Raw genomic sequence first — 25556 nt, forward strand, 5'->3', positions numbered from 1 at the left:
GAGATGTTTATTTGGCCACAGTTCCTGTGGCCTTTTCTTTTTAATGCGTCGCCAGATAGTCGTCAAAACTCACCGTATCTTCAGACTCAATCTGACGTTGACGCTGCCAGGAGTTCTCGCTCGCAGCAGCCAATTGTTCTTCCGTCAACACCTGCAGCGGCTCGCTGCTGAGCATTTTGCGGTATTCTTCCGCTAAATTCAGCCCCACGCTACCATTGCCTTCTTGCTTCATCAACGCTAATAGTCGCCCAGAGAACGTCGTTTCTGGATCGTCAAAACCAACAAGCAACTCATCGCATACCTGCTGATAGTGCGGTTGATTGTTTTCCGCGTCCAGCACTTCCGCAACGCGGCGTAAATCTGCAAACAGAGATTTCCCCACTTCAGCAATTGGCTGCTGGATGGTTTCACACCGCATACCCACCGTTTGCCCAGGTTTACGCCCTTCCAGGATCACTCGGTTCCAGTTTTTACGCGTACACAGTAGCTCATCCGCACTCATTTCAGGTGCATCTGCCAGTGCACACCAGATCAGGAATAAATCCAAGAAACGAACCTGACTTTCACTCACCCCGGTAGGAGAGAAAGGATTAATATCCAGTGAACGCACTTCGATATATTCAATTCCGCCACGCAACAAGGCATCAGATGGCGTTTCCCCCGCACGCGTCACACGCTTCGGACGAATCGGCGCATACAGCTCGTTCTCAATCTGCAAGACGTTCGTATTCAATTGTAGATAACGGCCATCCTTCTTCATACCAACCCGAGCATATTCCTCAGACGGCGTTTTTATCGCGCGTTTTAGCGCGGCGACATAGGTATCCAAATCATTAAACGTAATTCCCAGATTGCTCTGTGATTTATTGGTGTAGCCTAAATCACTGAGCCGCAGAGAGGTCGCATAAGGCAGATAAAGCATGCCTTTTTCCGTACGCTCAAACGGTAGTACGGTCTCCCGACCTTTCAGGAAAGAAGAACAAATCGCCGGAGACGCACCAAACAGATAAGGAATCACCCAGCCAAAGCGGTAATAGTTACGGATCAGCCTGAAGTATCCCGCAGATATAGCTTTTTTCCCGCTTTCTGCATCAGCAACGCCTTCTCGCGCCTGCCAGAATGACAGCGGAAGAGAGAAGTTATAATGCACGCCGGAAATAGTCTGCATCAACGCGCCATAGCGATTTTTCAGCCCTTCGCGATAAAGCGTTTTGAAGCGCCCGATATTTGATGAGCCATACTGCGCCAACTCTATATTTTGCTCGCTGTCGATAAAGCACGGCATGCTCAATGGCCACATCCGCTCATTGCCCAAATTGCGGGAAACGTGGCGATGAATATCGCGCAGAAACGTCAACAGATGATCGACATCTTTGTCGACTGGCGTAATAAACTCTAACAGCGCTTCTGCAAAGTCTGTCGTAATCCACGGGTGTGCCAACGCCGAACCCAATATCTCGGGGTGTCCAGTCGTAGCAAGATGTCCGTTTGCTGTTACGCGCAACGTTTCGCGTTCAATTCCACGCTGAATACCCTTCACTGCCAGTGGGTGTTTTTCCAGCCAAGAAAGTGCTTCTGAAATGTCCGGGATCAAATCGACCTCCCGTTGTTAAAATGTAATGGTTGTAAGCATAATTGAAACTCAGCAGCACTCACCAGTTCGCATTGCAATCTGGTTAAGACCACCACGCCATCCCCTGCAACGTTATACCCGTCAATACGATATACCGCAGCGCTTTTCCAATACCGATGAAAAGCGCCGATTGCATCCAGGGCATGCGTAGCCAACCCGCTAACACGCACAATAAATCGCCTACTACCGGCACCCAGCTAAATAACAACGCAGCGCAGCCATAGCGCTGTAACCAGCGCATGGCCACCGAATACCCAGCTTGTTGTTTTGGCTGAGGGAGTAAGCGCCCTATAAAAATATTTGTTAATCCACCCAGCGTATTTCCTACCGTTGCCACAGCAATCAACAGATAGGGCTTTGCACTGTCAGCAAGCAATAACGTTACCAGCAGCACTTCCGAACTGCCAGGCAGCAGTGTTGCACTGAGCAGGCTACTCCAGAAAAGAGAAAAAACGGCCCAGAACTCACTCACAATGTACGGACGTCAACCACAGCCATGTTAGCGCGTTTAGCGGCTTCAATACCGTAGTCTGCATCTTCAAACACGATACAGTGTTCTGGTGCGACAGAAATCAATGTAGCGCAACGCAGAAAGGTATCGGGGAAAGGCTTATGCTGCACAACATCATCAGCCCCAACGATTGCATCAAAATAATCATGCAACCCTAAATGCGTTAGCAATCTATCAGCCATGCCATGCGTGCTACCTGTGCCAACTGCCATAGGACGCCGTCCGCGATAGTGCTTAACAACATCAATCAGCGGCAGTGGCTTTACGGTATCCAGCAGCATTTCCTCAACAACAGCGGTTTTTTCCGCCGCGAGTTGGTGAGCATCAATATCAGCCTGATGGCTGTCGATAATACGCTGTGCAATACGCCAGGTGGGCGAGCCGTTCAATGCTGTCATGGCACTGGCATCATATCTCATACCATATCGGGCAAGAACCTGATCCCACGCTTTATGGTGCGTTGGTTCGGTATCAAGCAGGGTGCCATCCATATCAAAGATCAGCCCTTGATAGCGATCGTACATCATGACTCCATGATCACTGAAAAGAGAGCTTACTTTATCGTAAAGTGAAAACGTTGTCGCTTACTCAATAACCTTATAAAAAACAGGTTATTACCCCTATAGTAGTAAGACAGCCTCCATTTACTCGTTGGCTCAATCTCGATATATAGGCAAGGGAGAGGTAAGAATTAATATACGGAAGTGATGAGAAAATATCGTTCTGATATCAGCAGAACAGAAGGCTGTGCCGCTATAGCGCGAAAAATAGGGTAGAGAGCGATGGGTAAAGCAGAAATGGCGCATCGGAGAAAATTATCTGCCTTGCTTAGTACTTCGAGTCGTTGCCAAAGCAAGGTTACTCTTACTTATCGGTTTGCGCTAAGGCAAGAATTTTATTTACATCGAAATATGGTGCATCCGGGAGGATTCGAACCTCCGACCGCTCGGTTCGTAGCCGAGTACTCTATCCAGCTGAGCTACGGATGCAGAGTGTGGTGCAGAAATAAAGGGGTGAGCAATTAAACGAGATACTTAAGAATGGTGCATCCGGGAGGATTCGAACCTCCGACCGCTCGGTTCGTAGCCGAGTACTCTATCCAGCTGAGCTACGGATGCATTGATAATTCTTCATCTGCGACAAAACTTGCTTTCACTAATACTACTTGCTTTGCAAAGGCAGTATTTAATGGTGCATCCGGGAGGATTCGAACCTCCGACCGCTCGGTTCGTAGCCGAGTACTCTATCCAGCTGAGCTACGGATGCATATTAAATGGCGGTGAGGGAGGGATTCGAACCCTCGATGCAGCTTTTGACCGCATACTCCCTTAGCAGGGGAGCGCCTTCAGCCTCTCGGCCACCTCACCTTACATTACCTGATTCGCTACTAAGAACTTCTTGTTAGTGCTCACCGGTACTGCGTGGCGCACATATTACTTTCCCAGACTTATAAGTCAAACAATTTTTCCCACCTTGTGTTTGTTTGAACAATTCGCATCCAAGACGCGCACTTTCACAACAAAAAGTCTATTTTATCGACAGAAAAACAGGTGGTTACCTTGCCAAAGGCAGCGCACAGGAAAAATAGATATATCGATAAATGTGTGGGGAAAAGCGGGAAATAACAATTGCGTCCCGCGAACACGAGACGCATTGTCAATCAATATGACGTTGGTTGAGATTTTTCGGCCTGAATACGCTGATAGATCTCTTCACGGTGGACAGAAACCTCTTTAGGTGCATTAACACCAATACGCACCTGGTTGCCTTTCACTCCTAATACGGTAACCGTTACCTCATCGCCGATCATGAGGGTTTCGCCAACTCGACGAGTCAAAATAAGCATTCTTTGCTCCTTGAAAGATTATAAAGAGTCGGGTCTCTCTGTCTCCCCGCCATTATCCATCATGTGCCGTGAAAACGTAAACCTAGACGATGGTATAACCACACCACCACACTCTGGTTTGTCACTACTTGTTAGTTTAGTCGATATCAGTAGCTTGTGCTTTTGTTATCACAACAACAGGACTGAGCATGTAAAGCTTCAGAATATCTGAAGGTAACACACTTTCTATCCTGCTTGCCGGATCCTTTTCCGCAGACAAAAACGCCACAACCAGAAAGTTATGGCGTTTTGTCGGATAACGCGGATAAAACGTTATCTGTCGTTTTACAGCTTAGCAGCAACCCAAGATTCAACGCTTGCCAGCGCAGCAGGCAGTGCAGACACGTCTGAGCCACCAGCCTGAGCCATATCTGGGCGACCACCGCCTTTACCGCCAACCTGCTGGGCAACAAACCCAATCAGTTCACCGGCTTTTACGCGGTCAGTCAGATCTTTCGTTACACCAGAAATCAAGCTAACCCGACCTTCTGCCGCTGTTCCGAGAACGATAACAGCAGATCCAAGCTGATTCTTCAGGTCATCAACCATCGTGCGCAGCAGTTTAGGATCCACGTTGTCCAGTTGCGTAACCAGCAACTTCACACCGTTAACCTCTTTTGCTTTGCCAGACAGCGACGAGCTTTCCTGCGCCGCTTGTTGAGCCTTCAACTGCTGAAGCTCTTTCTCCAACGCGCGGGCACGATCCAAAACAGAGCGTACCTTATCCGTCAGGTTGTGACTATCCCCTTTCAGCAGTTGCGCAATGTCTTGCAAAACGTCGCTTTGGCGATGCAGCGCAGACAACGCATTCTCACCCGTGGTCGCTTCAATACGACGCACGCCGGCAGCAGTTCCTGACTCAGAAATGATCTGGAACAGGCCGATATCACCCGTACGGCTTGCGTGCGTGCCCCCACAAAGCTCAATGGAGAAATCTCCCATTGTCAGAACACGGACATGGTCATCGTACTTCTCGCCGAACAGCGCCATTGCGCCCTTCGCTCTCGCATCGTCCAGCGCCATGACATCCGTTTGCACGGTAAGGTTACGGCGGATTTGCGCGTTAACGATATCTTCAACCTGACGAATCTGCTCAGGTTTCATCGCTTCCGTATGTGAGAAGTCAAAACGCAGATAGCTATCGTTAACCAGAGAGCCTTTCTGCGCGACGTGATCGCCCAGAACCTGACGCAGCGCAGCATGCAGCAGGTGCGTCGCAGAGTGGTTCAGACGAATGCGATCGCGGCGTTGGCTATCAACGTTTGCATCGACACTGTCGTTAACACGCAGCGTACCCTGAGTCAGTTTACCGACGTGGCCAATTGCCTGACCGTATTTCTGAGTATCCTGAACGGCAAAGCTGACGCCCGCATTTTTCAGTTCACCCTGGTCGCCAACCTGACCACCGGATTCACCATAAAATGGCGTTTCGTTCAGAATCACAACCGCTTCATCACCTGCCGCAATCTGATCAACCGCAGTTCCATTGTGATAAATCGCAATAACCTTCGCTTGCTGCTGCGTTTTTTCATAGCCGCAGAATGGCGTGTTTTCATCCACACGGATGAGGCTGTTGTAATCTACGCCAAATCCGCTGGCTTCACGCGCACGCTGGCGCTGGGCCGTCATCGCAGCCTCAAAACCTTCTTCATCGACTTTCAGGCCGCGCTCGCGGCACACATCCGCAGTGAGGTCGACAGGGAAACCGTAGGTGTCATACAGGCGGAAGGCTGTTTCACCATCCAGCGTATCCCCTTTCAGGTTTTTAATTTCTTCGTCCAGCAGAGACAAACCGCGTTCCAACGTGCGGGCAAACTGCTCTTCTTCCGTCTTCAGCGCTTGCTCAACCACAGACTGCTGTTTTTTCAATTCTTCAGCTGCTGGCCCCATGACCTGAATCAGCGGCGCAACCAGTTTGTAGAAGAAAGCATCCGTAGCGCCCAGCATATTACCGTGACGCGCAGCGCGGCGGATAATACGGCGCAGAACATAACCACGGTTTTCATTAGATGGCATCACGCCATCGGCAATCAGGAACGCACAAGAGCGGATATGGTCGGCGATAACGCGCAGCGATTTATTGGTTAAATCCGTCGTTCCGACGGCTTTCGCTACCGCCTCAATCAGCGTTTTGAACAAATCAATGTCATAGTTTGAATTGACATGCTGCAAGACAGCAGAAACGCGTTCTAATCCCATGCCGGTATCGACGGACGGTTTTGGCAGCGGCAACATAGTGCCGTCAACCTGACGGTTGAACTGCATGAACACCAGGTTCCAGATTTCGATATAGCGATCGCCGTCTTCATCAGGGCTTCCCGGCGGGCCACCTGCGATGTGCTCACCGTGATCGTAGAAAATCTCGGTACACGGACCACACGGCCCCGTTTCACCCATCTGCCAGAAATTATCAGAGGCGTAAGGTCCGCCTTTGTTATCACCAATACGAATAATTCTTTCGCGCGGCACGCCAACTTCATCAGCCCAAATGTCATAGGCTTCATCATCTGTTGCGTATACCGTTACCCACAGTTTTTCTTTCGGCAGATTGAACCACTGAGGAGACGTCAGCAATTCCCATGCATAGCGAATCGCATCATGCTTGAAATAGTCACCGAAGCTGAAGTTACCCAGCATTTCAAAGAAGGTGTGGTGGCGTGCGGTATAACCTACGTTTTCCAGGTCATTATGTTTACCACCGGCACGTACGCAGCGCTGCGAGGTCGTCGCTCGGACATAGCTACGTTTATCCAGACCGAGGAACACATCTTTGAACTGGTTCATACCCGCATTGGTGAATAACAATGTCGGATCGTTGTTCGGCACCAGAGAGCTGCTATCAACAACCTGGTGTCCCTTACTGTGGAAAAAATCGAGAAACGCTTGACGGATCTCAGCGGTGCTCTTGCTCATAATTGTCCTGGAATCAAGCTAGAAGAACAGATCGCGGGCAAGGTTAGTTCAGCATGCTGACGTTACCGAGCAACTCACGAACAAAAAAGTGGGAATAAGATAAATTTTCTTCGATGGGAAGTAAAATCCCGTGTGCGTTCAATCTGAAAAATTCGTATAAATTGACTGGATTTCTTCATGAAAGAAGCCACGATAGAGCAGATATCGCTGATGTTTGACTTTGTCTTTCCATTCATCGGACAGAGGATGCCCGAATTTTCGTTCCACAACCGATTTCGCCAGCGCACACCAGTCGATATCACTCTCGTTTAATGCTGTGGCTAACGTTGTCTTATCGATTCCTTTCTGGCTTAGCTCCATTTTGATCCGCTGGGCACCATAGCCTTTGCGGCTCCGGCTGCTGATATAGCGGCGAGCATAACGCTCGTCATCCAGCCAACCGTGTTCCTTGCAGTACGCAATAGCCGCTTCCACATCTTCCGCCGCAGCTCGGGCTGTAGCTTCATCTGCTTCATCTTCTGCGTTTGCGCTTTCTGACTTATACAAATACGCCGCACATTTGCGGCGTATTTCAGTTTCACTATAATCGCGAACGGAAAGCACATTCATCGCATAGCGTAATGGTTTATTCATCCATCTACCCGCTAAAGTGCCCTGTCACAATCCATTCAGCCACCATTAAAACTCTTCGTTGCCTTCACCAGCGAATTCATCTTCGTCATGGCTATTTCCAGCGGCGGCTGGCGTCAGTTCATTGCCTTTATGCAGCAGCATTTCACGCAATTTCTTATCCAGCTCCGCAGCAATCGCCGGGTTCTCTTTCAGGAAATTACAGGCATTTGCTTTACCCTGACCGATCTTGTCGCCGTTATAGCTATACCAGGCACCCGCTTTTTCGATCAGCTTGTGTTTCACACCCAAATCGACCAGCTCACCGTGGATATTGATGCCTTCGCCGTACAGAATTTGGAATTCAGCCTGTTTGAACGGTGCTGCTACTTTATTCTTCACGACTTTCACACGGGTTTCGCTGCCGACAACTTCTTCGCCTTCCTTGATTGCACCAGTACGACGAATATCCAGGCGAACAGAAGCATAAAACTTCAGAGCATTACCACCGGTAGTGGTTTCAGGGTTACCGAACATCACACCGATTTTCATACGAATCTGGTTAATGAAGATCAGCAGCGTATTGGCTTGCTTCAGGTTACCCGCCAGTTTACGCATAGCCTGGCTCATCATACGTGCAGCCAGCCCCATGTGGGAGTCACCGATTTCACCTTCAATTTCTGCTTTCGGCGTCAGTGCCGCAACGGAGTCGACGATGATCACGTCAACAGCGCCAGAGCGCGTTAATGCATCACAGATCTCCAACGCTTGCTCGCCGGTATCCGGCTGAGAACACAGCAGGTTATCGATATCTACACCAAGCTTTTTCGCATAAATCGGGTCTAGAGCATGCTCAGCATCGATAAACGCACACGTTTTGCCTTCGCGTTGAGCGGCAGCAATAACCTGTAAGGTCAGCGTTGTTTTACCGGAAGATTCTGGGCCATAAATCTCAACGATACGCCCCATCGGTAAACCACCGGCGCCCAAAGCGATATCCAGGGACAAAGAGCCTGTAGAAATGGTTTCAACATCCATTGAGCGATCCTCGCCCAACCGCATGATAGAACCTTTACCAAATTGCTTTTCGATTTGACCCAGTGCTGCCGCTAGTGCCTTTTGTTTGTTCTCATCAATAGCCATTTCTGCTCCTGTCATGCGGCGTAAAGCTGCTGTCTCTACGCGGCTGCTTAATCATGAATTGCCGAATAATTACTGACATTATACTGTATGCGCATACAGCATCAAGGTTATTTTTTCAGAAACGTGTCGAGCAACGTTTGCAGCGCAAAATGCACCGATTGCAGACGCACTGCGTTTCTGTCTCCGCTGAACCGCATTGTCCGGGCGAATGCCCCACCCTGTTTGTCCGTGAAGCCAAACCACACCGTGCCGATAGGCTTCTCTTCGGTTCCCCCGTCTGGCCCGGCGACGCCGCTTACCGATATGGCAAAATCTGCACCGGCGGCCTGCAAAGCCCCTGCGGACATCTCATTGACGACGGCTTCACTCACCGCACCATGCTGTTCCAGTGTCTCTGCGTTCACATTCACCAGACGTTGCTTGGCCAAATTGCTGTATGTCACAAAGCCATAGTCAAACCAGCCTGAACTGCCAGCAACATCGGTAATGGACTTAGCCAACCAGCCTCCGGTGCAGGACTCTGCACATGTCAGAGTGGCACCGCGTGCCTTCAATTTTTCGCCCACCAAAGCACTTAACCGCAGAATGTCAGCTTCCGTCATTGCCGCCTCATCTTAATCAAGGATTGTTGGGTCAGGGTAACACTTTTCCCCGAAAAAGACGCTCCGCTGCACGGTATGCGAAGCGCATAGCAAAGAAGATGAAAAAAGATGAAAAACGAGGGAAATCGAATAAAACGCTGCCGAATAACCGGGAAGAAAATAGCACGACGCTAAGAGAGTCGTCTGGCAGGAATAAAGAGGGAACAGGAGTAATTAATAATGATGGCGCGATTTACATACAACCTGCACAACTGGTGCATCGCCAGTCCTGCTTATTTATAGCCTGAAAGAAATATCTGAAATAACATTCTTCGATAGGGACATTATTTTCTTCAAAAGAATCGGCCAGCCAGTCGATATTTTCCAGAATCCAATCATCCTCATCGAGTCCGTCTCGGTACATTTCATCATCAGGATCGATGATAGAGTAGATCCCCATCGTTCCCATATGATTTTCTTTATATTTCTCCGGTAACGTGAAATCGTTTTCTTTATAAGATATTAACCAGTGGCCGTGGCAAAGCAGGTTGCCATTACGGCTCCACCTTGCAATAAATGGGTTACTCATATTTATTCCTACCAGCATAAAATCTGGTTATAAACGTATCACGACATATCTATAAAGTAAATTACCACACAACCAGCGCGCCATTTTAATAATAGAAAACAGGGATACATATTCATTACACCTTAATAGGTACAACACCATTAACGATAAATTGATAAATATCAATTTACATAGCAATAAAATATCTAAACAGGGAAGTACAAATAAAAAAAGCCCACTAAAAATAGTGGGCGGGGTACTGCTATTATCGTTATGTAAAAACCCTGGTGTTTTGCGGCACTTCATTCGGCTTCTGTCTGACTCTTACAGTACCGAACGAACATTAAGGCAACATTAGGCGCATAAAAATTCTGACGATTGCTGTGATAGCCTGCACCAACACTATCGCCATCGTCTCCGCTTTGCTTCGTTGGTCGAGATCGGTCAGAATGGCCTGCATATGCCCATAAAGGGGTAACAATCCATTAGGGAGGATGACGGGTGTTTCCCTCTTTCTTAAGACGAACCGCAGCGAAAAACGGCAGTTATGCCAATGAAATCAGCAGCAGTATTACGATCAATCGCCCGGCAGAACGCTTGTTTGATCTCTGGCGCAAACCGGAAACGTTGCCGATCCTGATGGGCCATTTCGCCAGTATCGAGATACTGAACTATACCGACTCCAACTGGCGGATTAACACGCCGATTGGCGCGCTCATTGAGTGGCAGGCTCGTATTATTGATGAAAAACTGGGGGAATATATCCACTGGCGTTCGCTGGAAGGGGCACGGGTTCCGAATGAAGGCCGGCTTTCTTTTCAACCAGCCACATCGGAAGCAGGTACAACCGTAACGCTGACGATTCGCTACAACCCACCGGGGGGCTTGATCGGGAAAAAGATCGGCCAAATGTTTGATATGTTTTCTCGCGATATGCTGACGAAAACACTCTATCGTTTCAAAAAATTAGCGGAGGATGAACTGGCCTGAGTCGCGCCAGACATCATAGCAACAGGTCATCAGTGACCGTTTTCCCGAACTGACGAAAGCGCCCCAATAAAAGGAACGTAGAATGCTGGAATTGATTCAAACCATTGGTCTTGGTCTGGTGTTAATCCTGCCACTCGCGAACCCACTGACAACGGTAGCGGTATTTTTAGCGATGTCCGGCAACATGAGCCAGGGGGAACGAAATCGCCAAATCTTTCAGGCTTCGCTCTACGTCTTCATCATTATGACCGTCGCGTACTACGCAGGTCAGGTCGTAATGAATACCTTCGGAATCTCCATTCCTGGGTTGCGCATTGCCGGCGGGCTCATCGTCGCATTTATCGGTTTTCGCATGCTTTTTCCTCAGCAGAAGCCAGAACATGCGCCTGAAGTCAAAAGCAAAAAAGAAGAAATCAACGACAGCTTCTCCGCCAATGAGGTCAATATCGCCTTCGTTCCACTGGCGATGCCCAGCACCGCGGGGCCAGGAACTATTGCCCTCATCATTAGTTCTGCCTCACAAATCAAGAGCGGCGTCGATATCACGCCATGGGTGATTACCGTTGCCCCCGTACTCACGTTTATGTTGATCAGCCTGATCGTCTGGCTCAGTCTGAAAAGTTCGGGTCTGATTATGCGTTTTATCGGGAAAAGCGGCATTGAAGCCATTTCACGGCTGATGGGGTTCCTGCTGGTTTGCATGGGCGTACAGTTCATCATTAACGGTACGCTGGAGATCGTACATTCCCTGCATTAAGTTGAAGATGCGGGAGAGATATCAATACGTTGCCAGATAGCCCAATTAGCGTCTATAACTTTGAATGGCGGGTTTATTCATTGGTCGCAAGCGAATATCCCGCTGGTTTGCCATTGATGATGACATAACAAAAAGAAAGCGTGATTTTGCTTACCTAGCGGAAAATAGGTGCGGCCAACAATGAAAATAAAAAAACGATTCCCAATCAATTTACGTTCGCTCATTTTATCCCTCGCCATTATCAGCATGATCATCACGCTGACCAATGCTTATGTTGCTGTTTACAATGTACAAAAGAAGCTCATTACCGATCAGATACTGAGCTCAAACCTTAACTATTCTTCCAAGTTAGCGGCGACCACAGAAAGTTTTTTATCTTCAGCACAGCAGGAACTAGCTTACAGCGCGACATCAATAGCGGACAGTTTTAGTGACGATGCGACGCTCCTGAGTAAAAGTGAACAGACATACCGCATGAGCCAAAGCTTTAATTCTATTTTCGTTGCAAATACTCAGAATCAGATACACGCGGTTTACCCAACCTCGCTGAATCTGAAAGGAAGTACGCTGACCTCTGATGCCAGCAAGCTGGCGCTCGTGGAACAAAAGCCGTTAATCAGCCAGCCTTATATTTCAGTTACGGGAAATTTGATCGTGCTGGTTTCCTCCCCGATAAAAGACAAACAGGGAAATTATCTCGGTTACATCGGCGGAACCATTTATTTAAAAAATCAAAACGTCTTAAACGAATTCATGAACACCCATTTTTATAACGATTACTCCAGCGTTTACGTCATCGATAAAAGCGGGATTGTTCTCTATCATCAGGATAAGCAGTGGGTCGGCAAGCCCGTCAGTGATGAGAGAATTAAGAACGCGCTTCACAACAAGAAGAGTGGTACCGCCGCGATGCCCGATATGCAAGGTACGCCGTCTTTGGCGGGTTTCGATACAGTCAATTCATCCGGCTGGGTCATCATTACTTTGCACCCTTCTCAAACCGTTATCGATTTGCTCAGCACCGTGATGCGTTCCGTTTTATACGAAGGTGCCCCGGTAATGGCATTAACGCTTATCGCGCTCACCCTACTCGCCTTCTATATCGCCAACCCTCTGCGCTTGCTGGCCGTTTCTGCCAGTAAAATGGAAGAGTCCGGTGTGATTGAAAAAATAAAGAAAGTCCCCTCCTGGTATTTTGAGGTTGAGCAGCTAAAACGCGTCATTCTTTTCGGTACCCTGCTGCTGCATAAGCGGATTGGCAAACTGAGTTTGCAGGCCCACACCGATCCACTCACTGGGTTGCTCAATCGTCGTGGTATCTATGAAAGCATCGAACTCATTCTCTCAAAGAGCAATCGGGTTGCCGCTATCGTGATTGATATCGACCATTTCAAACGCGTGAATGATACCTACGGACACAATATCGGCGATGACGTCATCAGGCTGTTGGCGAAAAACATAAAACAGGGTTCGCGCGAATCCGATCTGATTTGCCGCACTGGCGGAGAGGAATTCCTCGCACTTCTGCCCGATACGGACATGACGCAGGCTGCTGATATTGCTGAACGGCTGCGTAAAAAAGTGGAAAAAATGCCGCTACCGATTCCTGAAAACATCACGATTTCACTAGGCGTCACCTGTTTTACTCCGGGAATGGAGCAGATCGATAGCGTCTTGAAAATCGCGGACGACGCCCTCTATCAGGCCAAACATGAAGGCAGAAACCGAGTCGTTATCAAAGTAGCCTCCGATAATTCAGTTAATCACAACACGGAATAGACACGCTCAACACGCATCCCGCGAACGGAAAAACAGGCAAAAAAAAACCCGCACAAGGCGGGCCAAGGTCATTCTAATGACAGGGATGGTTAACTAACACAACACTCACAGGGATGTGAGGTACTGACAAGGGATGGAAGGACTATAGCAAGCCAAATGTATAGTATTGTCATCAGCAAGTAAGGTTAATCTACCGGTTGTAAAACAACATTGGTGAGACTGCCCAGCCGCCCTATTTGGCTATTTCAGCCTGCTTTCCCCCGTTCGCAATGACGCTTTTTAGGTTTTCATCAGCGCAACCAGCAGCGCCATAATGCCCAGAACGCTCGACAATCGACCATCCTTCCTGATGCCATGCAGCCATCGCCATCTTCAGGTACATTCGCTTTACCGCCAACCGCATCAGGTATTACTCTGATCGCATGACTTGTCATGACAAGGCTGGCAAATTTTTGCCGCCTTTTTCAAAATATTACGAGGCGATGCATGAAACTTTTCATTTACGAACACTGCCCATTCTGTGTCAGAGCCAGAATGATTTTTGGTCTGAAAGATCTGCCTGTTGAGCAATCCGTCATCATGGAAGGCGACATTGACACGCCAACACGCATGGTGGGTCGCAAAGTGGTGCCGATCCTACAGAAAGAAGATGGCAGCTTCATGCCGGAAAGCATGGATATCGTCCACTATATCGATAGCAAGCAAGCGCCGCTAATCGCCGATAAACCGGTTGATGCTGAGATTGAAGCCTGGTGTAAGTCCGTTTCCAGCGCGGTGTTTAACCTTGCGGTTCCCCGTTTTACGAAAGCCGATTTCAAAGAGCTTTCCACGCCAGAGGCGCGTCATGCCTACACCCTGCGCGAAGAAAAAGCCTTCGGCGATCTGGATGCGCTGCTCGCAAAAACGCCGGAACTGATTGCGGAAGTGGAGCAGAAACTCAAGGCGCTGGAGCCACGTCTGGCAAACGTCAGTACCATTTCCACCACCGACTTTATTCTGTTCCCGATCTTACTGTCGCTCACGATCGTGAAAGGCGTACAGTTTGGCCCTCACGTTCACGCGTACCTTGAGCGTGTATCAATAGCCAGCAAGGTCGGCTTGTTGACCGATAAAGCACTGTAAAACGGCAAGATAGAAACAACAAAGGAGCGGCTTATAGCGGCTCCTTATTTTTAGCAACGTTCGGATGACGTCGTTCATTTATCCATATCAATCAGGATTATTGATCCTTGGGATAAAGTTCACACCCTTCTACATCATGCTCAAGCTCAATCACCGAATACGACTGAGCATTTTTCGTTTTCTTTATCAGGAAAGGACTTGTCGAAAAATAGCTCCCAATGTTCGCATCATCCACGAAACAGGCAATGATCTCCTTTTCATTCTCCGAGAGAATACGTAGCGAATACGTCCAACTGCCATCTGTGTCTGTGGCTTCTGCCCGGTCTTTTTCCTGGCTAAACACATAATCACCGGTATCTTTCAGCAGCGTCCCTTTAGGGAAATGTTTCGGTCCAAAAGAACTGCGGAAAGTAGTCACATCCAAATGTTTCAGCACCGTTAGCGCATCCGTTTTTGTTGCAGAAAAACCGGTCTGGGGAATCATCAATACTGAAAAAATCACGGCCAAAAATAGTTTCATTTACTGCAACCCTGCGATAGAACATCCGTGCGCGTATTCTATTTTAAAAATACGATTCGCAATAGCGTTATGGGGCACGCTTTACCCCATAACGCGTGACGGATTTCAGGCGTTATTTTGCCGTAACGTCTTACTAAACGCGCTTTGCGTTTCCGGCATGACATGATGATATTCCAGCGCATGCTGATTAAGGAAGCACACACCGTCGATCGGCAGCGTACCAAAAGGGGAAAGCGGTTTAATACGGCGGTCCATGCTATTTTCCACCCTGTATATTCCTTTATAAGATGACAATATCGATATCTCGGCGAACGATAAGACGAGAACAGTACGCTTATGCTAGATCATGCTGTTTAACCAAGTAATGGCTAGGCATCCCGCGGATTTCCACGATTTCACCGTCCAGCCGCTGTGCATCGATATTCTTCATTAACACAAACTGCCCATTAACATTGGCGGCTACGCCATGCCAGGGCGTCAACCAATCGTCCTTCGTGGGCATCATATGAATACCCAGCTTCAGACTGTCCGAAGGCTGAGGGTGAATAGACAACCGGATAGCGTCTGGGAATTGTTCAGCAAGCAGATTGCCCCATGCCCAACTGCGTTGAATAACGCTACACGCGCGTTTTTTGGCATCTTTCTGTAACGCCGCATTAGAGCCGGTATAGTCAGGCCTCAGGCTATCTTCATAGAGGAAACGGGTCATTGAGCGGTAAAGCTGTAAACCTTCTTCGCTCTGTATGAGCTGCGCTTTCACCTCCTCTTCTGAGTCAGCGTAATGCTCAACCAGTTGCTGGCGAAGGCGGTCATAGTCAGCGGTGAGCGCCGCCATATTCTCTACATCTTTAAGATTAAAAACGCTGAGATGAACGGCACCCAGTTCATGCAGTAAATTCTCAATCTCATCCTGATAAATATTAATCGTTTCGTCGCTGGTCCCAATCAGATCGCCAAATACATGCCCATCAGAACAAATTCGAATATGCGCACCGGGTGGATAATAAAGCTGAATACGCTGACATAATGAATTCAGGAAGATCAGGGACAAACGCTCTGCCATATCTGGCATTCTGCCCAACACCTTATAAGGGCTAGGAGATTTAAACGGAAACGCAGGCAGAATGAGTTCAATTTGACGTTCTTCTTCAACAAAAGCACGAATTCTGGGTAATTGAACCTGGGTCACCTGAGACTCTTCTTCACTAATTGGTTTCGTCGACTGGGTAAACCTACGCCGATATTGAATTAACTCACTTAATATTAGCGATGAAACTAATTCATTATTCATCATATAAAAAAACCTCATTACTTTACATTAATTTAAAAAGGAATTAACTACATAGCTATGGCGTAGAAACAATAGAATAAAACACTTACGCGAATACAATAAAAAAACTGAATGACATGTTCAGTTTTTTTATTTACGCCACTAATAATTAACTTTAATGCTAAATAAGCATGATAAGAATTAAGAAAGTAATTATTAAAAATGAGGATAAGTGACGATGGAGGCTGATCTCTTCCCTTTCCTCAGTACCGTACGTCCCATAGCGGAACTGGTAGCGCTGACCCAACGCATCCGTCACTGCCGTCAGCGATTAACCTTAAAGGCCGCTGACTGGAAGAGTCGGGTTTTATCACCGGGATGCCCGTCACCGTCAAGGTGGAAAGGGGCAGGATTATTATTGAGACGCAGATTAATCTGTAGCGACTGACCAACCGCTAAAAATCAAAAGCCGGAAGGATCATGGTGATCTCTTCCGGCTTTTATTTTTTAATTATTTATCATTTTTACTTAACAACAGTTCCTTCCAACCTTCTAAATATTTTCTAAACTCACCGATAGAGGATATATCGATTTCCTCATCAGTGTATTCATTACATATATTAACACCACTCGTTTTAATGGTGACTGTATGAGCATTACCAGTCCCTTCCCATACAGGAACCTTCCCAGAAAGAACATCATCACAAGCAGAGATATACTCATTCACGCCATACAAACTGCTTTGGATATCCCCTTGTAAAAAATCAGAAATAACATGAAGCTCATAGTTAATTTCAAGATCAGGGTATCCATCAGCAGCAAAATAATATTTCATAAAACCCACCTAATATATTGGATAAGCTATATTAATATCCCCTACTTTATCCAGCCAGCCTTCAATCTTCACTCCACTAGAAGAAAAACCTGACTATTTACCGTTTGGAGAAACAGTACCATTATTATAAGCACCTCTTATTTCCGACATAACTTTCTGTCTACTCCAACTATCAGGGAAAAATGAAGATTCCGGCCCTTTATTTACCCAAGAACCTGATGCTTTATCAAATACTTCAACTTTAGCACGATATACACCTTGCGAATTTGGACCACTAGTAATCTCAGATATTCTAGCTTTTCCTTCATGTCCAATACTGGCTCGGTGATGAAAACCTATAGCTTTACCTTTCTTGTTTATTTCTCCATGAAATACATGTTCCGCATTGATTTTAGGATCACGCTTATCCAGCCCGAACGGATCTACCCACTCCAGCGGATTATGCACATAACCCTGCGGCCTTATTCCCCCGCCCAGCCCTATCGGGTCCGGCGACAGATACTGTCCGCTTTCCGCATCATAGTAACGATGCCGGTTGTAGTAAAGCCCCGTTTCCGCATCAAACAGCTGACCCTGATAGCGCAGCTCGCAATATACCTCTTCGTTCGCCGCATCCCCCAGGTAGCGCCGCAGCGGGATAGGTCGCCGCTCTTCGCGGTGTGCGCCCCACAGCCCCTGTTCACCACGCCAGCGGATCTCACCTTCCTCACTGCACAGCTCTCTCGCGGTTCCTGTCAGGTCGGTCACGATGTAGTGCAGTTGCGTACTGTCGCCCTGTGCCTCCACCTGTGCCAGCGGCCGGAAGCTTCCCGGCTCGTACACCCACTGCACTTCCCGTGACGTTGAGCGGGGCAGGATTATTATTGAGACGCAGATTAATTTATAGCGACTGGCCTGGCTATAAAATAAAATAGCCGGAAGGATCGTGAGTTCGCTTCCGGTTTTTATTTATTTTAATTTCTCTCTTTTAATTAGATTACCTTTTTCAACAGAGAGATAATCTTTATCATTACCATGAATAACTTCAACATATTCATTCACTTCCACAGAGTCAATTATCCCGCAAAGATAATTCCACGAGAACTGATTTTTATTATCAAAAAATATCACTCCCCATTCACATGGAACTATATACCTTTCAAATGAAAGTGGAATAATGTCATAAACAATACCACCAAGCCGAGATATCTCACTCCGAACATAATCTGTAAAAAAAATTACCCCATCATCTTTTTTTCCCTGTGACGCATTACAATCTGGGCAACGTGTTTCTTCTGATTCGTAACTAGAATAACAATTCTGACATGTAATATATTTCATGCTGACTCCTATTTTATTGGAATACTGGAAGTAATAATCCCCGATCCTGTTCCACCGATATGAGGATCAGCATGATCAGTAATAACCCGTATTTTTTGAGTCACACCATTTCTCGTTGCCGTACCTTCAAATACGTTTCCAAAAAAACCTTCCCTATTAGAGGCTATTTTATTCAAAGGATTATTCGCAACTTCTTTAGCTGCGCTTGCAATATCCCTATTTCCCCATTCTGATGGGAACAAAGACCCTTTCTGTCTTTTTGGCTTCATTGAGGCATAAGGTTCCTGCCGAGGAGGACCAACATGGGGAGAATGCCTTCTTAAAGAATGCCGAAGGGAGCCAAAAGAATACTCATAGTCCTCCCCGCCCTCTTTTTCCGTCAACCCCAGCGGGTCAACCCACCCCAACGGGTTATGCACATATCCCTGCGGCCTTATTCCCCCGCCCAGCCCTATCGGGTCCGGCGACAGATACTGTCCGCTCTCCGCATCATAGTAACGATGCCGGTTGTAGTAAAGCCCCGTTTCTGCGTCAAACAGTTGACCCTGATAGCGCAGCTCGCAATATACCTCTTCGTTCGCCGCATCCCCCAGGTAGCGCCGCAGCGGGATAGGCCGTCTCTCTTCCCGGTGGGCACCCCACAGCCCCTGTTCCCCGCGCCAGCGCACTTCCCCTTCCTCGCTGCACAGCTCTCTTGCAGTTCCTGTCAGGTCGGTCACGATGTAGTGTAACTGTGTGCTGTCGCTCTGCGCCTCCACCTGTGCCAGCGGACGGAAGCTTCCCGGCTCGTACACCCACTGTACTTCCCGTGCCGCTGACCCGTCCGCACGGTACTGCTGCTGACCAATCAGTTGGTCACCGTCCCACCGGTACGCCACCCGTGCGACCGCCTGCGCTGAAGGGAGTTGCCCCTCACGTACCTTACTGACTCTGCGGCCAAACGCATCGTAACGATAGCGCCAGCGTGCCCCGTCCGGCAGACTCACCCGCACCAGTCGGTCCTGCACGTCCCAGTCAAAGTTCGTTTCCTTTGGCCTGAACCCTGGACGCGTTTCCCGCTTCACCGCCAGACGCCCGCAGTCGTCATACCGGTATTGCGTATGGCCCCGCTCGATTACCCGACCCGCCGCATCATACCGCGCCGACGCCTGTACCACCGCATCCTGCACCTTCAGCGTCTCGCCCAGACCCGGCGCTATCTGCGACACCTCGCACAGGTTCTGTTCGCTGTCGTAGCCAAACAGCCGCGCCTGACGCCGCCGCCCCTCATCACGGCGCTCCGCCGTCACCTGGCCTGCCCCGTTCAGCCGGAAGGCCTGCTCGCCCCAGTGGCTGTCGCTGATGCCCGTCAGCCGGTCCAGCACATCGTACTGATAACGACGCTCCAGCACGTCATTCACCCGGCCGTCTGCCCCTTCCAGCGCCTGGCGCTGCAGCAACCCCGTCGGGCTCCACTCGTGGCGTAATGCAAACCCGCTGCCGTTACTGCGTCGTTGCTCTTCGCCCGCCGCCGTGTGGCTGAACTGCAGCGGCTGGTGTGAACCGATACCCAGTGACGACAGCCGCCCCGACTGCCACGCCAGCTGCAGCGGGGCCAGAATCCCTTCCACCACCGCGCGCTGACCACCCGCGTCGTAACCGCTCTGCACCGCCTCGCCGTTGACCGTTTCCGACGTCACCTGCCCCGCACGGTTATAAGCGTATTCCACCACCGCATCCGGACTGGCGGCTTTCGTCAGCCGGCCGGCCACGTCATACGCCAGTTCCGTGATGCCGTCCGTTTCCCCGTCCGCTTTCTGTGCCGTGATGCGCGTTATCCGCCCTGCTGCATCATGTTCGTAGTGCAGTGCGCTGCCATCCGGCGCGGTGCGCTGCACCAGACGGTCTGCCACATCATACTGATAGCGGTACACCCGCCCGTCGTAATGCCGCTCCTCGCTCAGGCGACCGCTGCGGTCAAAGCCGTACGTCCAGTCCCGTCCCTGGCTGTTCGTCACCCCGGCGAACTCCGCTTCCGCATTGTAGTGGTAGCGCACCGTCGCTCCCAGCGGGTCCGTCGCTTCCAGCAGGTTATCGAACGCGCCATAGCGGAACTGGTAGCGCTGCCCCAGTGCATCCGTTACCGCCGTCAGGTTACCTTCCACATCGTAACCAAACCGCGTCTCGCTGCCGTCTTCGTACACCACTTTCGACGGTGACTCGCGCACACCATCATACTCCCAGCGCCGAACCTGTACGCCCGCTTCATGCCCGATATGCCGCTCTGTCAAACGGTCAAGGTCGTCATAGCGGAACATGACCGGCGGTGCATTATCCCGCTCAAGGCTGCTCAGCAGCCCACGACGATTATAGTGATAACGCTGCAACACGCCGTCCGGGCCTATCACCGTCGACAGCTGTCCCGTGTCACCATAACGGTACAGCCACTCTCGCCCTTCCGGATCGTTCACCTCGATAACCTGCCCTGCCGCATTACGCTGGTAGCGCCATTCGCTGCCTAGCGGATCGATATAGGCCAGCAGTTGTCCGTTATCATCATATTCATATTGATGCGTCGCACCGTCAGGGAGAGTAACCTCGGTCACCTGCCCCCAATCGTTACGCTGATACGCAGTGCGGCCCCCCAGCGGATCGATCTCGGCCACCAGTTGGTTGTCCACCCACTCGAATCGGGTCTCACCGCCGTCGGGTGTACGCTGAAGCAGAATATTATTACGTTCATCGCGCACATAGCTGAATACCCCGCCAAACCCGCTGTGGTAGTGGCTGGTCAGGGTGTCATCGTCGTATTCGAAGTGACCCGGCCAGTAGCCTTCTGAGGTTCTGTCCCGGATGGCGCGGCCTTTTTTATCGTAATCATGCTCAACCCAGGTCGAGCCTAAATCCGACCAGCGCAGCAGCCAGCCTTCCGGCGAGTAGCGATAGTCAAAATTACGCCCTTCATCAGCCCGTACGCTCAGTAAATGCCCACGATCGTCATAGCTATAGCTCGCCAGCGTTTTTAACGGCTGACGCTGCGGGGTGCATAGCGTCAGTGCCGTGATTCTTCGGCGCTCCGTTGTGACGTGAATTAAGCGCCCGTCGGACAATACAACCCAGCACAGTTCGCTCAGCATCCACTCGAAAGTCACTCGATTGCCAGCGGCATCTTCAATCGACGTTAGACAAAGCTGGAGACCAAGAGCATGCTCAAACCGATAGCGCAAGCCATCAACATGATGAAGCACCAGTTCACCCTGTTGGCGGGTCAGCCGCCATTGTGGGTTGGACGGCGAACGGCTGACATCTCCCTCATTGGGCAAGACGAAGAACGCCTGATTGAACTCGCCGTCCGTTAGCGTTGCTACCCCGTTGTTGAGCGTCAGGCTGATATCCCAGTTGGTACGCCACAGCCTGCCCAGCAAACCGGCGTACCGCTCTCCCGTCGAGCGATAGTAGCGTTGCAGTGACAGCGGCAACGTCCCCGTTAGTTGAATATCGGTACGTTTCTCCACCACGGCACCGGTTGCCATGTCGACCGGGTCGCCATTTTGTTTGCTATCTTTGCTATCTGCCTTGTTAGTGCCATTCTGATTATTCGCATCCTGCTGAGCCCCCTTTTTACCCGATGGCTTTTCAGTATTGCTGCCCGCATTAATGCTGTTCGCCTCTTCCGGAGGGGCTTCGCTTTTTTTCTTTACGGGCTCTTTCGGTTTGGGTTTTTCTTCAATGGCATTAGCGGGTTTTGACGACTCTGGTTTGTGCGGCGTATTTTCTTCTGCAGCTTGCTTTTTAGGCCGATGGTCTTTGCCTTTGTCACCATCAGGCTTGGCATCGCCTTGTTTAGTTGCGGTTGGAGAATCGGCAGGCTTCGAACCTGCAGATTGATTAGTGGCCCTGCTTTCCGCAGTTGTATGGCTTTGTGGGGCATCGGCTTTTTTCGCAAAGGAACCTTTAGGCCTCGGGCTACCGGAAACCCGTGTCACAATCAGAGGAATAAACTTATCAAATTCTTTCTCGAGGGTCGCAATGGCCTCATCGTAACGTTTAACTAACTGATCCAGATAGTCGAGCATCTTGCTAAACCGGTCTTTCATCAGCGCAACAATCCAGCCGTCCTTCTCTGAGGCCTTCATTGCCGTCACCAAAGCTTGCTGCATCGTCGCTAGCATTGCTTTGCCTTTCTGCCCGTACTCTTTCAGCAGACCTCGCAGTTCGGTGACGCCTTTTACCAGATTACCGTTGGACAGGCTGCGGATCGTTTTGATAGCAAACTGCACAGCCGCGGGTGAGGAGGCATTTCTCAGCGCTTTAATAATCGCCCGCCCGCTCACCTTAATGGCATCACCCAGCCCAGGAATCACCCCAATCACACACAGAACACCACCGGCCACATGCAGTGGATCGTCCATTAATTTAGGGTCTTCATGGGTTTGCCAGCACCACTCGCCAATGGAGTACACGTCCAGCGCTTGCCCCACGACAGGAATACAACCCAGAATAATCTCGCAGAACATCATGAGCGCGGCGTTATCATCCCCACCGGCATCCGCCGTTTCTGCCGCGAGGCTGTGGTGGATCTTGTTGATGGCCTGCTTTAGCTGGCGATTACCGCGGTTAATCTTTTTGTCCAGTTCCCAAAAACGACGATAAGCTTTTGTGTATTCATCAGGGATTGAGGTGAATATTCCCGCACCATCAACATCAATATGTCGGTCACTGCTGTCATCGGCGTCATACGTCACTAACCCCTGTTTACGCAGGAGAAGGAACAGCGTGAAGTACTCACCCGCTAGTGCGGCATAACCTGGAGTTGACTGTAATACGGGGTTGTTCTGGATGGTTTCCTGCGGCGTAAACTCATCCTCACCTTCCTCAAGTATCAACTCAAACGTGCTACATCCCATGTCGTAAATGAAACAGAGACCATTGGCATCCGTCTGCCCGTGGATTTCTGTTTTATTGCTGTCGATGAGGACAAATGGCGCATTGGGAACCGGCTCACCAGAGTCGTAATGGTAATAAATCAGGATTTCGCAGCCACACTCGACGCAACCTCCTGATATTTTTTTATCCGTGCTAAAACCCCGACTCGCAGCTTCCTCGCTGGAAAGCAACGCTGCCTGTTTGTTCTGACTCATGAAATGACGTCCTTTTTATTTTATGCTTCGTCCAGGTGGTCAATTGCTGCCTGATACAGGCGATCCATACGGCTTTGCGTGCCAATATATTCAGGCTGTACCAGAATGTTTTTTGCCCAAGGCTGATGCATGAATTCCGGCGAAAGTTCTGTCGCCAGTGCCAGCCAGCGCACGATATCGCGGTCGTTGTTAAAGCCGCTGTTCCTCGCCTGTTCCGTCTGCTGATGGGTAAACGCCTGTAGTTCATCATCAGGCGCGTTTTGCCAGTCAGCATGGTAAGCACGCAGATGTTCCATATAGCGCGCCAGATTGTGATGTCCGTAAGGCACCATGATGGCTTGCCATTGTTCGTCACTCAGTTGGCGAGGTAGGATGTCAGGAATAGAGTGTGGTTCGCGGGCGGTGAGATTTAAGGCACGTATCGCGCCGTCAGGGGAAATATCGCAGAAGCTGGCTATCGGGCCATAGAGCGCACAGGCTTCCTGTGCGGAACTGGCGGATAACAGCTGATTCATCACCTGCCAGTCACCCACGCGCAGGATGGCATTCTCCCCAGAAGGTGAGGTCACCAGGCTCCACTGTCGCAGATGTTTCGTCACCTCAAGCAGCTGATCGAGCGGCGAATATGCCTGCATAAACCATTCCATCTGTAGCCCCATTCCCCAGCCCGGCTGAGTGATGATGTGTTCTTTCACCTGCGACCAGTTAGCGGCATGAAGCGGGATGCAATAGGGCGATACCGAGGCATGAACACGTCCCGCTTCTCCCCAGTACAAACGGGTCTGTTCCAGGCTGCCCCCCCAGCGTTCGGCCAGCCACGGCACAGCATCGTTCATCGACGCTTCGGCGATAACAAAACAGCCGCCTTGAGCGATACGCGTTTGCCAGGCCGTATCATCTTCCGGCAGCAGTTCAAGGAAAGGTTGCGATACACTCACAGCGTGACCTCCGATATGTCAGGTAACTCTCCCCGCATCCAACCGGGGCGATGGTAATTAAGCTGCACACTCTCAATACGTTCAGGCTCAGATTTAAAAATCCGAATACTGTCCGCGATCGAATAACGTTCAGTCAGATGAATAAAAATCGGGTGCAAATAGAATTCACTGCTGAGCACCCAGCGATGAGCGGACCAGGCTTCACATTCCGCTTCGCTGGCTTTCGGGTAATAGTTCTCAGCTAATGCAATGCCGCTAATAAAGCGTGCTTTTACTATTTCAATATCCAGAGGAAAAACACATTGTGCACTGACAAAAAGAAACAGTTCATTCGCCAGTCGGTGCAGGCGATTCTCATTAGCGAGAAGGTAATATTGATAGTGCGTTAACGTAATGTGGTACGTTTGATTAATGTCGTTCTTTTTTTCTTTATTAACATCCTGCTGTGCGAAGAGCTGATATTCCCCACGTTCGTTATTCACGATGGGCAAATACAGATTATTCAGCGGGCCAAGAAAATCAGTTTGAGCACCAAGGTCCAGCGTGGGCCACCAGGCCGATAAAACGTCTGGCGCATAGCTACGAAATAGCGCTCGTGTGCCATCCGGCCAGAGACAGTAAATGCGCTGCTGCCAGAAATCAACCACCTGCTGCAATGTCAGGTCGCCATGCATGAGTATCACGCCACAATGCCGCTCCGGCTGTGTCTCAGCCAGCCAATGCAGCAGTGTTTCTCCTGGTTTGCCTTCTTCTACTTTCACCACAATAGGCGCCCACATCTGCCAGTTTTCGGCATCCTTGCCAAATTGCAGCTGTTGCCATATATCCGCCGCAGCAGGTTGAAAAGCCTGCCAGTATTCCGGTAATTGGGGATAATTCAACGGCGAGATAATAGCGAACAACGGCGCATTAAACTGGCTGATTTCAAACAGGGTAGAACCGTTTGCCATCATCGTTATTTGCCTATGAATAAATGAGATAATTTTTAATACGATGAGCGTGTATTGATAATCGCAGCAACGACCCGATAATCACGAAAATTATCGGGTCGAGACATGCCGT

23 protein-coding genes, 4 tRNA genes and 1 pseudogene are annotated in these 25556 nt (G+C 49.6%); 5 read left to right on the forward strand and 23 right to left on the reverse strand.

Going from position 1 to position 25556, the window contains the following annotated elements; genetic code table 11:
• Positions 1–40: 40 nt before the first annotated feature.
• From gshA to H4F65_RS17270, 13 genes are all read right to left on the reverse strand, one after another.
• Complete coding sequence (gene gshA, locus H4F65_RS17210; RefSeq protein WP_010286011.1) at positions 41–1594, reverse strand: glutamate--cysteine ligase; 1554 nt, start codon at positions 1592–1594, stop codon at positions 41–43.
• An 82-nt stretch (positions 1595–1676) separates the two neighbouring features.
• A complete protein-coding gene (locus H4F65_RS17215) occupies positions 1677–2105 on the reverse strand; it encodes a YqaA family protein (RefSeq protein WP_010286013.1) in 429 nt (142 codons plus the stop codon).
• Positions 2102–2668 (reverse strand): fructose-1-phosphate/6-phosphogluconate phosphatase, encoded by a 567-nt coding sequence (gene yqaB, locus H4F65_RS17220; RefSeq protein WP_010286015.1) that lies wholly within the window; start codon positions 2666–2668, stop codon positions 2102–2104. The genes H4F65_RS17215 and yqaB overlap by 4 nt, the downstream gene beginning before the upstream one ends.
• A gap of 388 nt (positions 2669–3056) precedes the next feature.
• Positions 3057–3133, reverse strand: a tRNA-Arg gene (locus H4F65_RS17225).
• Between the two features lie 52 nt (positions 3134–3185).
• Positions 3186–3262, reverse strand: a tRNA-Arg gene (locus tag H4F65_RS17230).
• Positions 3263–3333: 71 nt separating this feature from the next.
• Positions 3334–3410 (reverse strand) — tRNA-Arg (locus H4F65_RS17235).
• A gap of 8 nt (positions 3411–3418) precedes the next feature.
• Positions 3419–3511 (reverse strand) — tRNA-Ser (locus H4F65_RS17240).
• Between the two features lie 293 nt (positions 3512–3804).
• The gene (csrA, locus tag H4F65_RS17245; RefSeq protein ID WP_005972168.1) at positions 3805–3990 is read right to left on the reverse strand and encodes a carbon storage regulator CsrA; all 186 of its coding nucleotides are present in this window, start codon (positions 3988–3990) and stop codon (positions 3805–3807) included.
• A 324-nt stretch (positions 3991–4314) separates the two neighbouring features.
• A complete protein-coding gene (gene alaS, locus H4F65_RS17250; RefSeq protein WP_010285346.1) occupies positions 4315–6942 on the reverse strand; it encodes an alanine--tRNA ligase in 2628 nt (875 codons plus the stop codon).
• 138 nt (positions 6943–7080) lie between these two features.
• The gene (gene recX / locus H4F65_RS17255; RefSeq protein WP_010285347.1) at positions 7081–7575 is read right to left on the reverse strand and encodes a recombination regulator RecX; all 495 of its coding nucleotides are present in this window, start codon (positions 7573–7575) and stop codon (positions 7081–7083) included.
• Between the two features lie 45 nt (positions 7576–7620).
• The gene (gene recA, locus H4F65_RS17260) at positions 7621–8694 is read right to left on the reverse strand and encodes a recombinase RecA (protein WP_010285348.1); all 1074 of its coding nucleotides are present in this window, start codon (positions 8692–8694) and stop codon (positions 7621–7623) included.
• A 107-nt stretch (positions 8695–8801) separates the two neighbouring features.
• Positions 8802–9296 (reverse strand): nicotinamide-nucleotide amidase, encoded by a 495-nt coding sequence (gene pncC, locus H4F65_RS17265; protein ID WP_010285349.1) that lies wholly within the window; start codon positions 9294–9296, stop codon positions 8802–8804.
• 232 nt (positions 9297–9528) lie between these two features.
• Entirely contained in the window at positions 9529–9864 is a 336-nt protein-coding gene (locus H4F65_RS17270) for a hypothetical protein (RefSeq protein WP_010285350.1), read from the reverse strand.
• 480 nt (positions 9865–10344) lie between these two features.
• Between H4F65_RS17270 and H4F65_RS17275 the strand changes: the two genes are divergently transcribed.
• From H4F65_RS17275 to H4F65_RS17285, 3 genes are all read left to right on the forward strand, one after another.
• Positions 10345–10833 carry an SRPBCC family protein gene (locus H4F65_RS17275; protein ID WP_010285354.1) on the forward strand — a complete coding sequence of 163 codons (489 nt, stop codon included), beginning with the start codon at positions 10345–10347 and terminating at the stop codon, positions 10831–10833.
• Positions 10834–10915: 82 nt separating this feature from the next.
• A complete protein-coding gene (locus H4F65_RS17280) occupies positions 10916–11590 on the forward strand; it encodes a MarC family NAAT transporter (RefSeq protein WP_010285355.1) in 675 nt (224 codons plus the stop codon).
• 180 nt (positions 11591–11770) lie between these two features.
• Positions 11771–13369, forward strand: a complete 1599-nt coding sequence (locus H4F65_RS17285; RefSeq protein WP_010285356.1) for a sensor domain-containing diguanylate cyclase — start codon at positions 11771–11773, stop codon at positions 13367–13369.
• Between the two features lie 232 nt (positions 13370–13601).
• On the opposite strand, the gene H4F65_RS17290 is transcribed toward H4F65_RS17285, so the two are convergent.
• On the reverse strand, positions 13602–13751 hold the full coding sequence (locus tag H4F65_RS17290; RefSeq protein WP_155278063.1) for a hypothetical protein: 150 nt from the start codon (positions 13749–13751) through the stop codon (positions 13602–13604).
• 104 nt (positions 13752–13855) lie between these two features.
• Between H4F65_RS17290 and grxB the strand changes: the two genes are divergently transcribed.
• Positions 13856–14491 carry a glutaredoxin 2 gene (grxB, locus tag H4F65_RS17295; protein WP_010285357.1) on the forward strand — a complete coding sequence of 212 codons (636 nt, stop codon included), beginning with the start codon at positions 13856–13858 and terminating at the stop codon, positions 14489–14491.
• A 97-nt stretch (positions 14492–14588) separates the two neighbouring features.
• Here the strand turns inward: grxB and H4F65_RS17300 are convergent, their stop codons facing one another.
• The 3 genes from H4F65_RS17300 to pvcA form a co-directional block, all read right to left on the reverse strand.
• On the reverse strand, positions 14589–15011 hold the full coding sequence (locus H4F65_RS17300; protein ID WP_010285358.1) for a bacteriocin immunity protein: 423 nt from the start codon (positions 15009–15011) through the stop codon (positions 14589–14591).
• A gap of 105 nt (positions 15012–15116) precedes the next feature.
• Positions 15117–15266, reverse strand: a complete 150-nt coding sequence (locus tag H4F65_RS17305) for a hypothetical protein (RefSeq protein WP_167740026.1) — start codon at positions 15264–15266, stop codon at positions 15117–15119.
• A 79-nt stretch (positions 15267–15345) separates the two neighbouring features.
• The gene (gene pvcA, locus H4F65_RS17310; protein ID WP_420850576.1) at positions 15346–16305 is read right to left on the reverse strand and encodes an L-tyrosine isonitrile synthase; all 960 of its coding nucleotides are present in this window, start codon (positions 16303–16305) and stop codon (positions 15346–15348) included.
• Positions 16306–16632: 327 nt separating this feature from the next.
• On the opposite strand from pvcA, the gene H4F65_RS21935 reads away from it, so the two are divergent.
• On the forward strand, positions 16633–16722 hold the full coding sequence (locus tag H4F65_RS21935; RefSeq protein ID WP_336865754.1) for a SymE family type I addiction module toxin: 90 nt from the start codon (positions 16633–16635) through the stop codon (positions 16720–16722).
• 70 nt (positions 16723–16792) lie between these two features.
• On the opposite strand, the gene H4F65_RS17320 is transcribed toward H4F65_RS21935, so the two are convergent.
• The 6 genes and pseudogenes from H4F65_RS17320 to H4F65_RS17345 form a co-directional block, all read right to left on the reverse strand.
• Positions 16793–17116 (reverse strand): hypothetical protein, encoded by a 324-nt coding sequence (locus H4F65_RS17320; RefSeq protein ID WP_010285364.1) that lies wholly within the window; start codon positions 17114–17116, stop codon positions 16793–16795.
• Positions 17117–17209: 93 nt separating this feature from the next.
• Positions 17210–17962 (reverse strand): annotated as a pseudogene (locus tag H4F65_RS17325) (RHS repeat domain-containing protein); the annotation flags it as partial.
• A gap of 102 nt (positions 17963–18064) precedes the next feature.
• On the reverse strand, positions 18065–18436 hold the full coding sequence (locus tag H4F65_RS17330; protein ID WP_039320565.1) for a hypothetical protein: 372 nt from the start codon (positions 18434–18436) through the stop codon (positions 18065–18067).
• Positions 18437–18444: 8 nt separating this feature from the next.
• A complete protein-coding gene (locus H4F65_RS17335) occupies positions 18445–23556 on the reverse strand; it encodes an RHS repeat-associated core domain-containing protein (RefSeq protein WP_010285366.1) in 5112 nt (1703 codons plus the stop codon).
• 20 nt (positions 23557–23576) lie between these two features.
• Positions 23577–24494 carry a DUF4123 domain-containing protein gene (locus H4F65_RS17340; protein WP_010285368.1) on the reverse strand — a complete coding sequence of 306 codons (918 nt, stop codon included), beginning with the start codon at positions 24492–24494 and terminating at the stop codon, positions 23577–23579.
• Positions 24491–25447: a DUF4123 domain-containing protein gene (locus H4F65_RS17345; RefSeq protein WP_010285370.1), complete on the reverse strand. Its 957-nt coding sequence runs from the start codon at positions 25445–25447 to the stop codon at positions 24491–24493. Before H4F65_RS17345 ends, H4F65_RS17340 begins: the two co-directional genes overlap by 4 nt.
• Positions 25448–25556 lie beyond the last annotated feature (109 nt).

It is taken from the genome of Pectobacterium brasiliense (assembly GCF_016950255.1).
GTDB lineage: Bacteria > Pseudomonadota > Gammaproteobacteria > Enterobacterales > Enterobacteriaceae > Pectobacterium > Pectobacterium brasiliense.

What these genes read in the sequence shown, in the direction of transcription:
- H4F65_RS17300 (WP_010285358.1), bottom strand. Translation starts at nt 15,011, where the DNA reads ATGAAACTATTTTTGGCCGTGATTTTTTCAGTATTGATGATTCCCCAG.
- pvcA (WP_420850576.1), bottom strand. Translation starts at nt 16,305, where the DNA reads ATGATGAATAATGAATTAGTTTCATCGCTAATATTAAGTGAGTTAATT.
- H4F65_RS17305 (WP_167740026.1), bottom strand. Translation starts at nt 15,266, where the DNA reads ATGGACCGCCGTATTAAACCGCTTTCCCCTTTTGGTACGCTGCCGATC.
- csrA (WP_005972168.1), bottom strand. Translation starts at nt 3,990, where the DNA reads ATGCTTATTTTGACTCGTCGAGTTGGCGAAACCCTCATGATCGGCGAT.
- H4F65_RS17320 (WP_010285364.1), bottom strand. Translation starts at nt 17,116, where the DNA reads ATGAAATATTATTTTGCTGCTGATGGATACCCTGATCTTGAAATTAAC.
- recA (WP_010285348.1), bottom strand. Translation starts at nt 8,694, where the DNA reads ATGGCTATTGATGAGAACAAACAAAAGGCACTAGCGGCAGCACTGGGT.
- pncC (WP_010285349.1), bottom strand. Translation starts at nt 9,296, where the DNA reads ATGACGGAAGCTGACATTCTGCGGTTAAGTGCTTTGGTGGGCGAAAAA.
- H4F65_RS17290 (WP_155278063.1), bottom strand. Translation starts at nt 13,751, where the DNA reads ATGTACCTGAAGATGGCGATGGCTGCATGGCATCAGGAAGGATGGTCG.
- H4F65_RS17280 (WP_010285355.1), top strand. Translation starts at nt 10,916, where the DNA reads ATGCTGGAATTGATTCAAACCATTGGTCTTGGTCTGGTGTTAATCCTG.
- H4F65_RS17270 (WP_010285350.1), bottom strand. Translation starts at nt 9,864, where the DNA reads ATGAGTAACCCATTTATTGCAAGGTGGAGCCGTAATGGCAACCTGCTT.
- H4F65_RS17335 (WP_010285366.1), bottom strand. Translation starts at nt 23,556, where the DNA reads ATGAGTCAGAACAAACAGGCAGCGTTGCTTTCCAGCGAGGAAGCTGCG.
- recX (WP_010285347.1), bottom strand. Translation starts at nt 7,575, where the DNA reads ATGAATAAACCATTACGCTATGCGATGAATGTGCTTTCCGTTCGCGAT.
- H4F65_RS17330 (WP_039320565.1), bottom strand. Translation starts at nt 18,436, where the DNA reads ATGAAATATATTACATGTCAGAATTGTTATTCTAGTTACGAATCAGAA.
- H4F65_RS17285 (WP_010285356.1), top strand. Translation starts at nt 11,771, where the DNA reads ATGAAAATAAAAAAACGATTCCCAATCAATTTACGTTCGCTCATTTTA.
- alaS (WP_010285346.1), bottom strand. Translation starts at nt 6,942, where the DNA reads ATGAGCAAGAGCACCGCTGAGATCCGTCAAGCGTTTCTCGATTTTTTC.
- grxB (WP_010285357.1), top strand. Translation starts at nt 13,856, where the DNA reads ATGAAACTTTTCATTTACGAACACTGCCCATTCTGTGTCAGAGCCAGA.
- yqaB (WP_010286015.1), bottom strand. Translation starts at nt 2,668, where the DNA reads ATGTACGATCGCTATCAAGGGCTGATCTTTGATATGGATGGCACCCTG.
- H4F65_RS17345 (WP_010285370.1), bottom strand. Translation starts at nt 25,447, where the DNA reads ATGATGGCAAACGGTTCTACCCTGTTTGAAATCAGCCAGTTTAATGCG.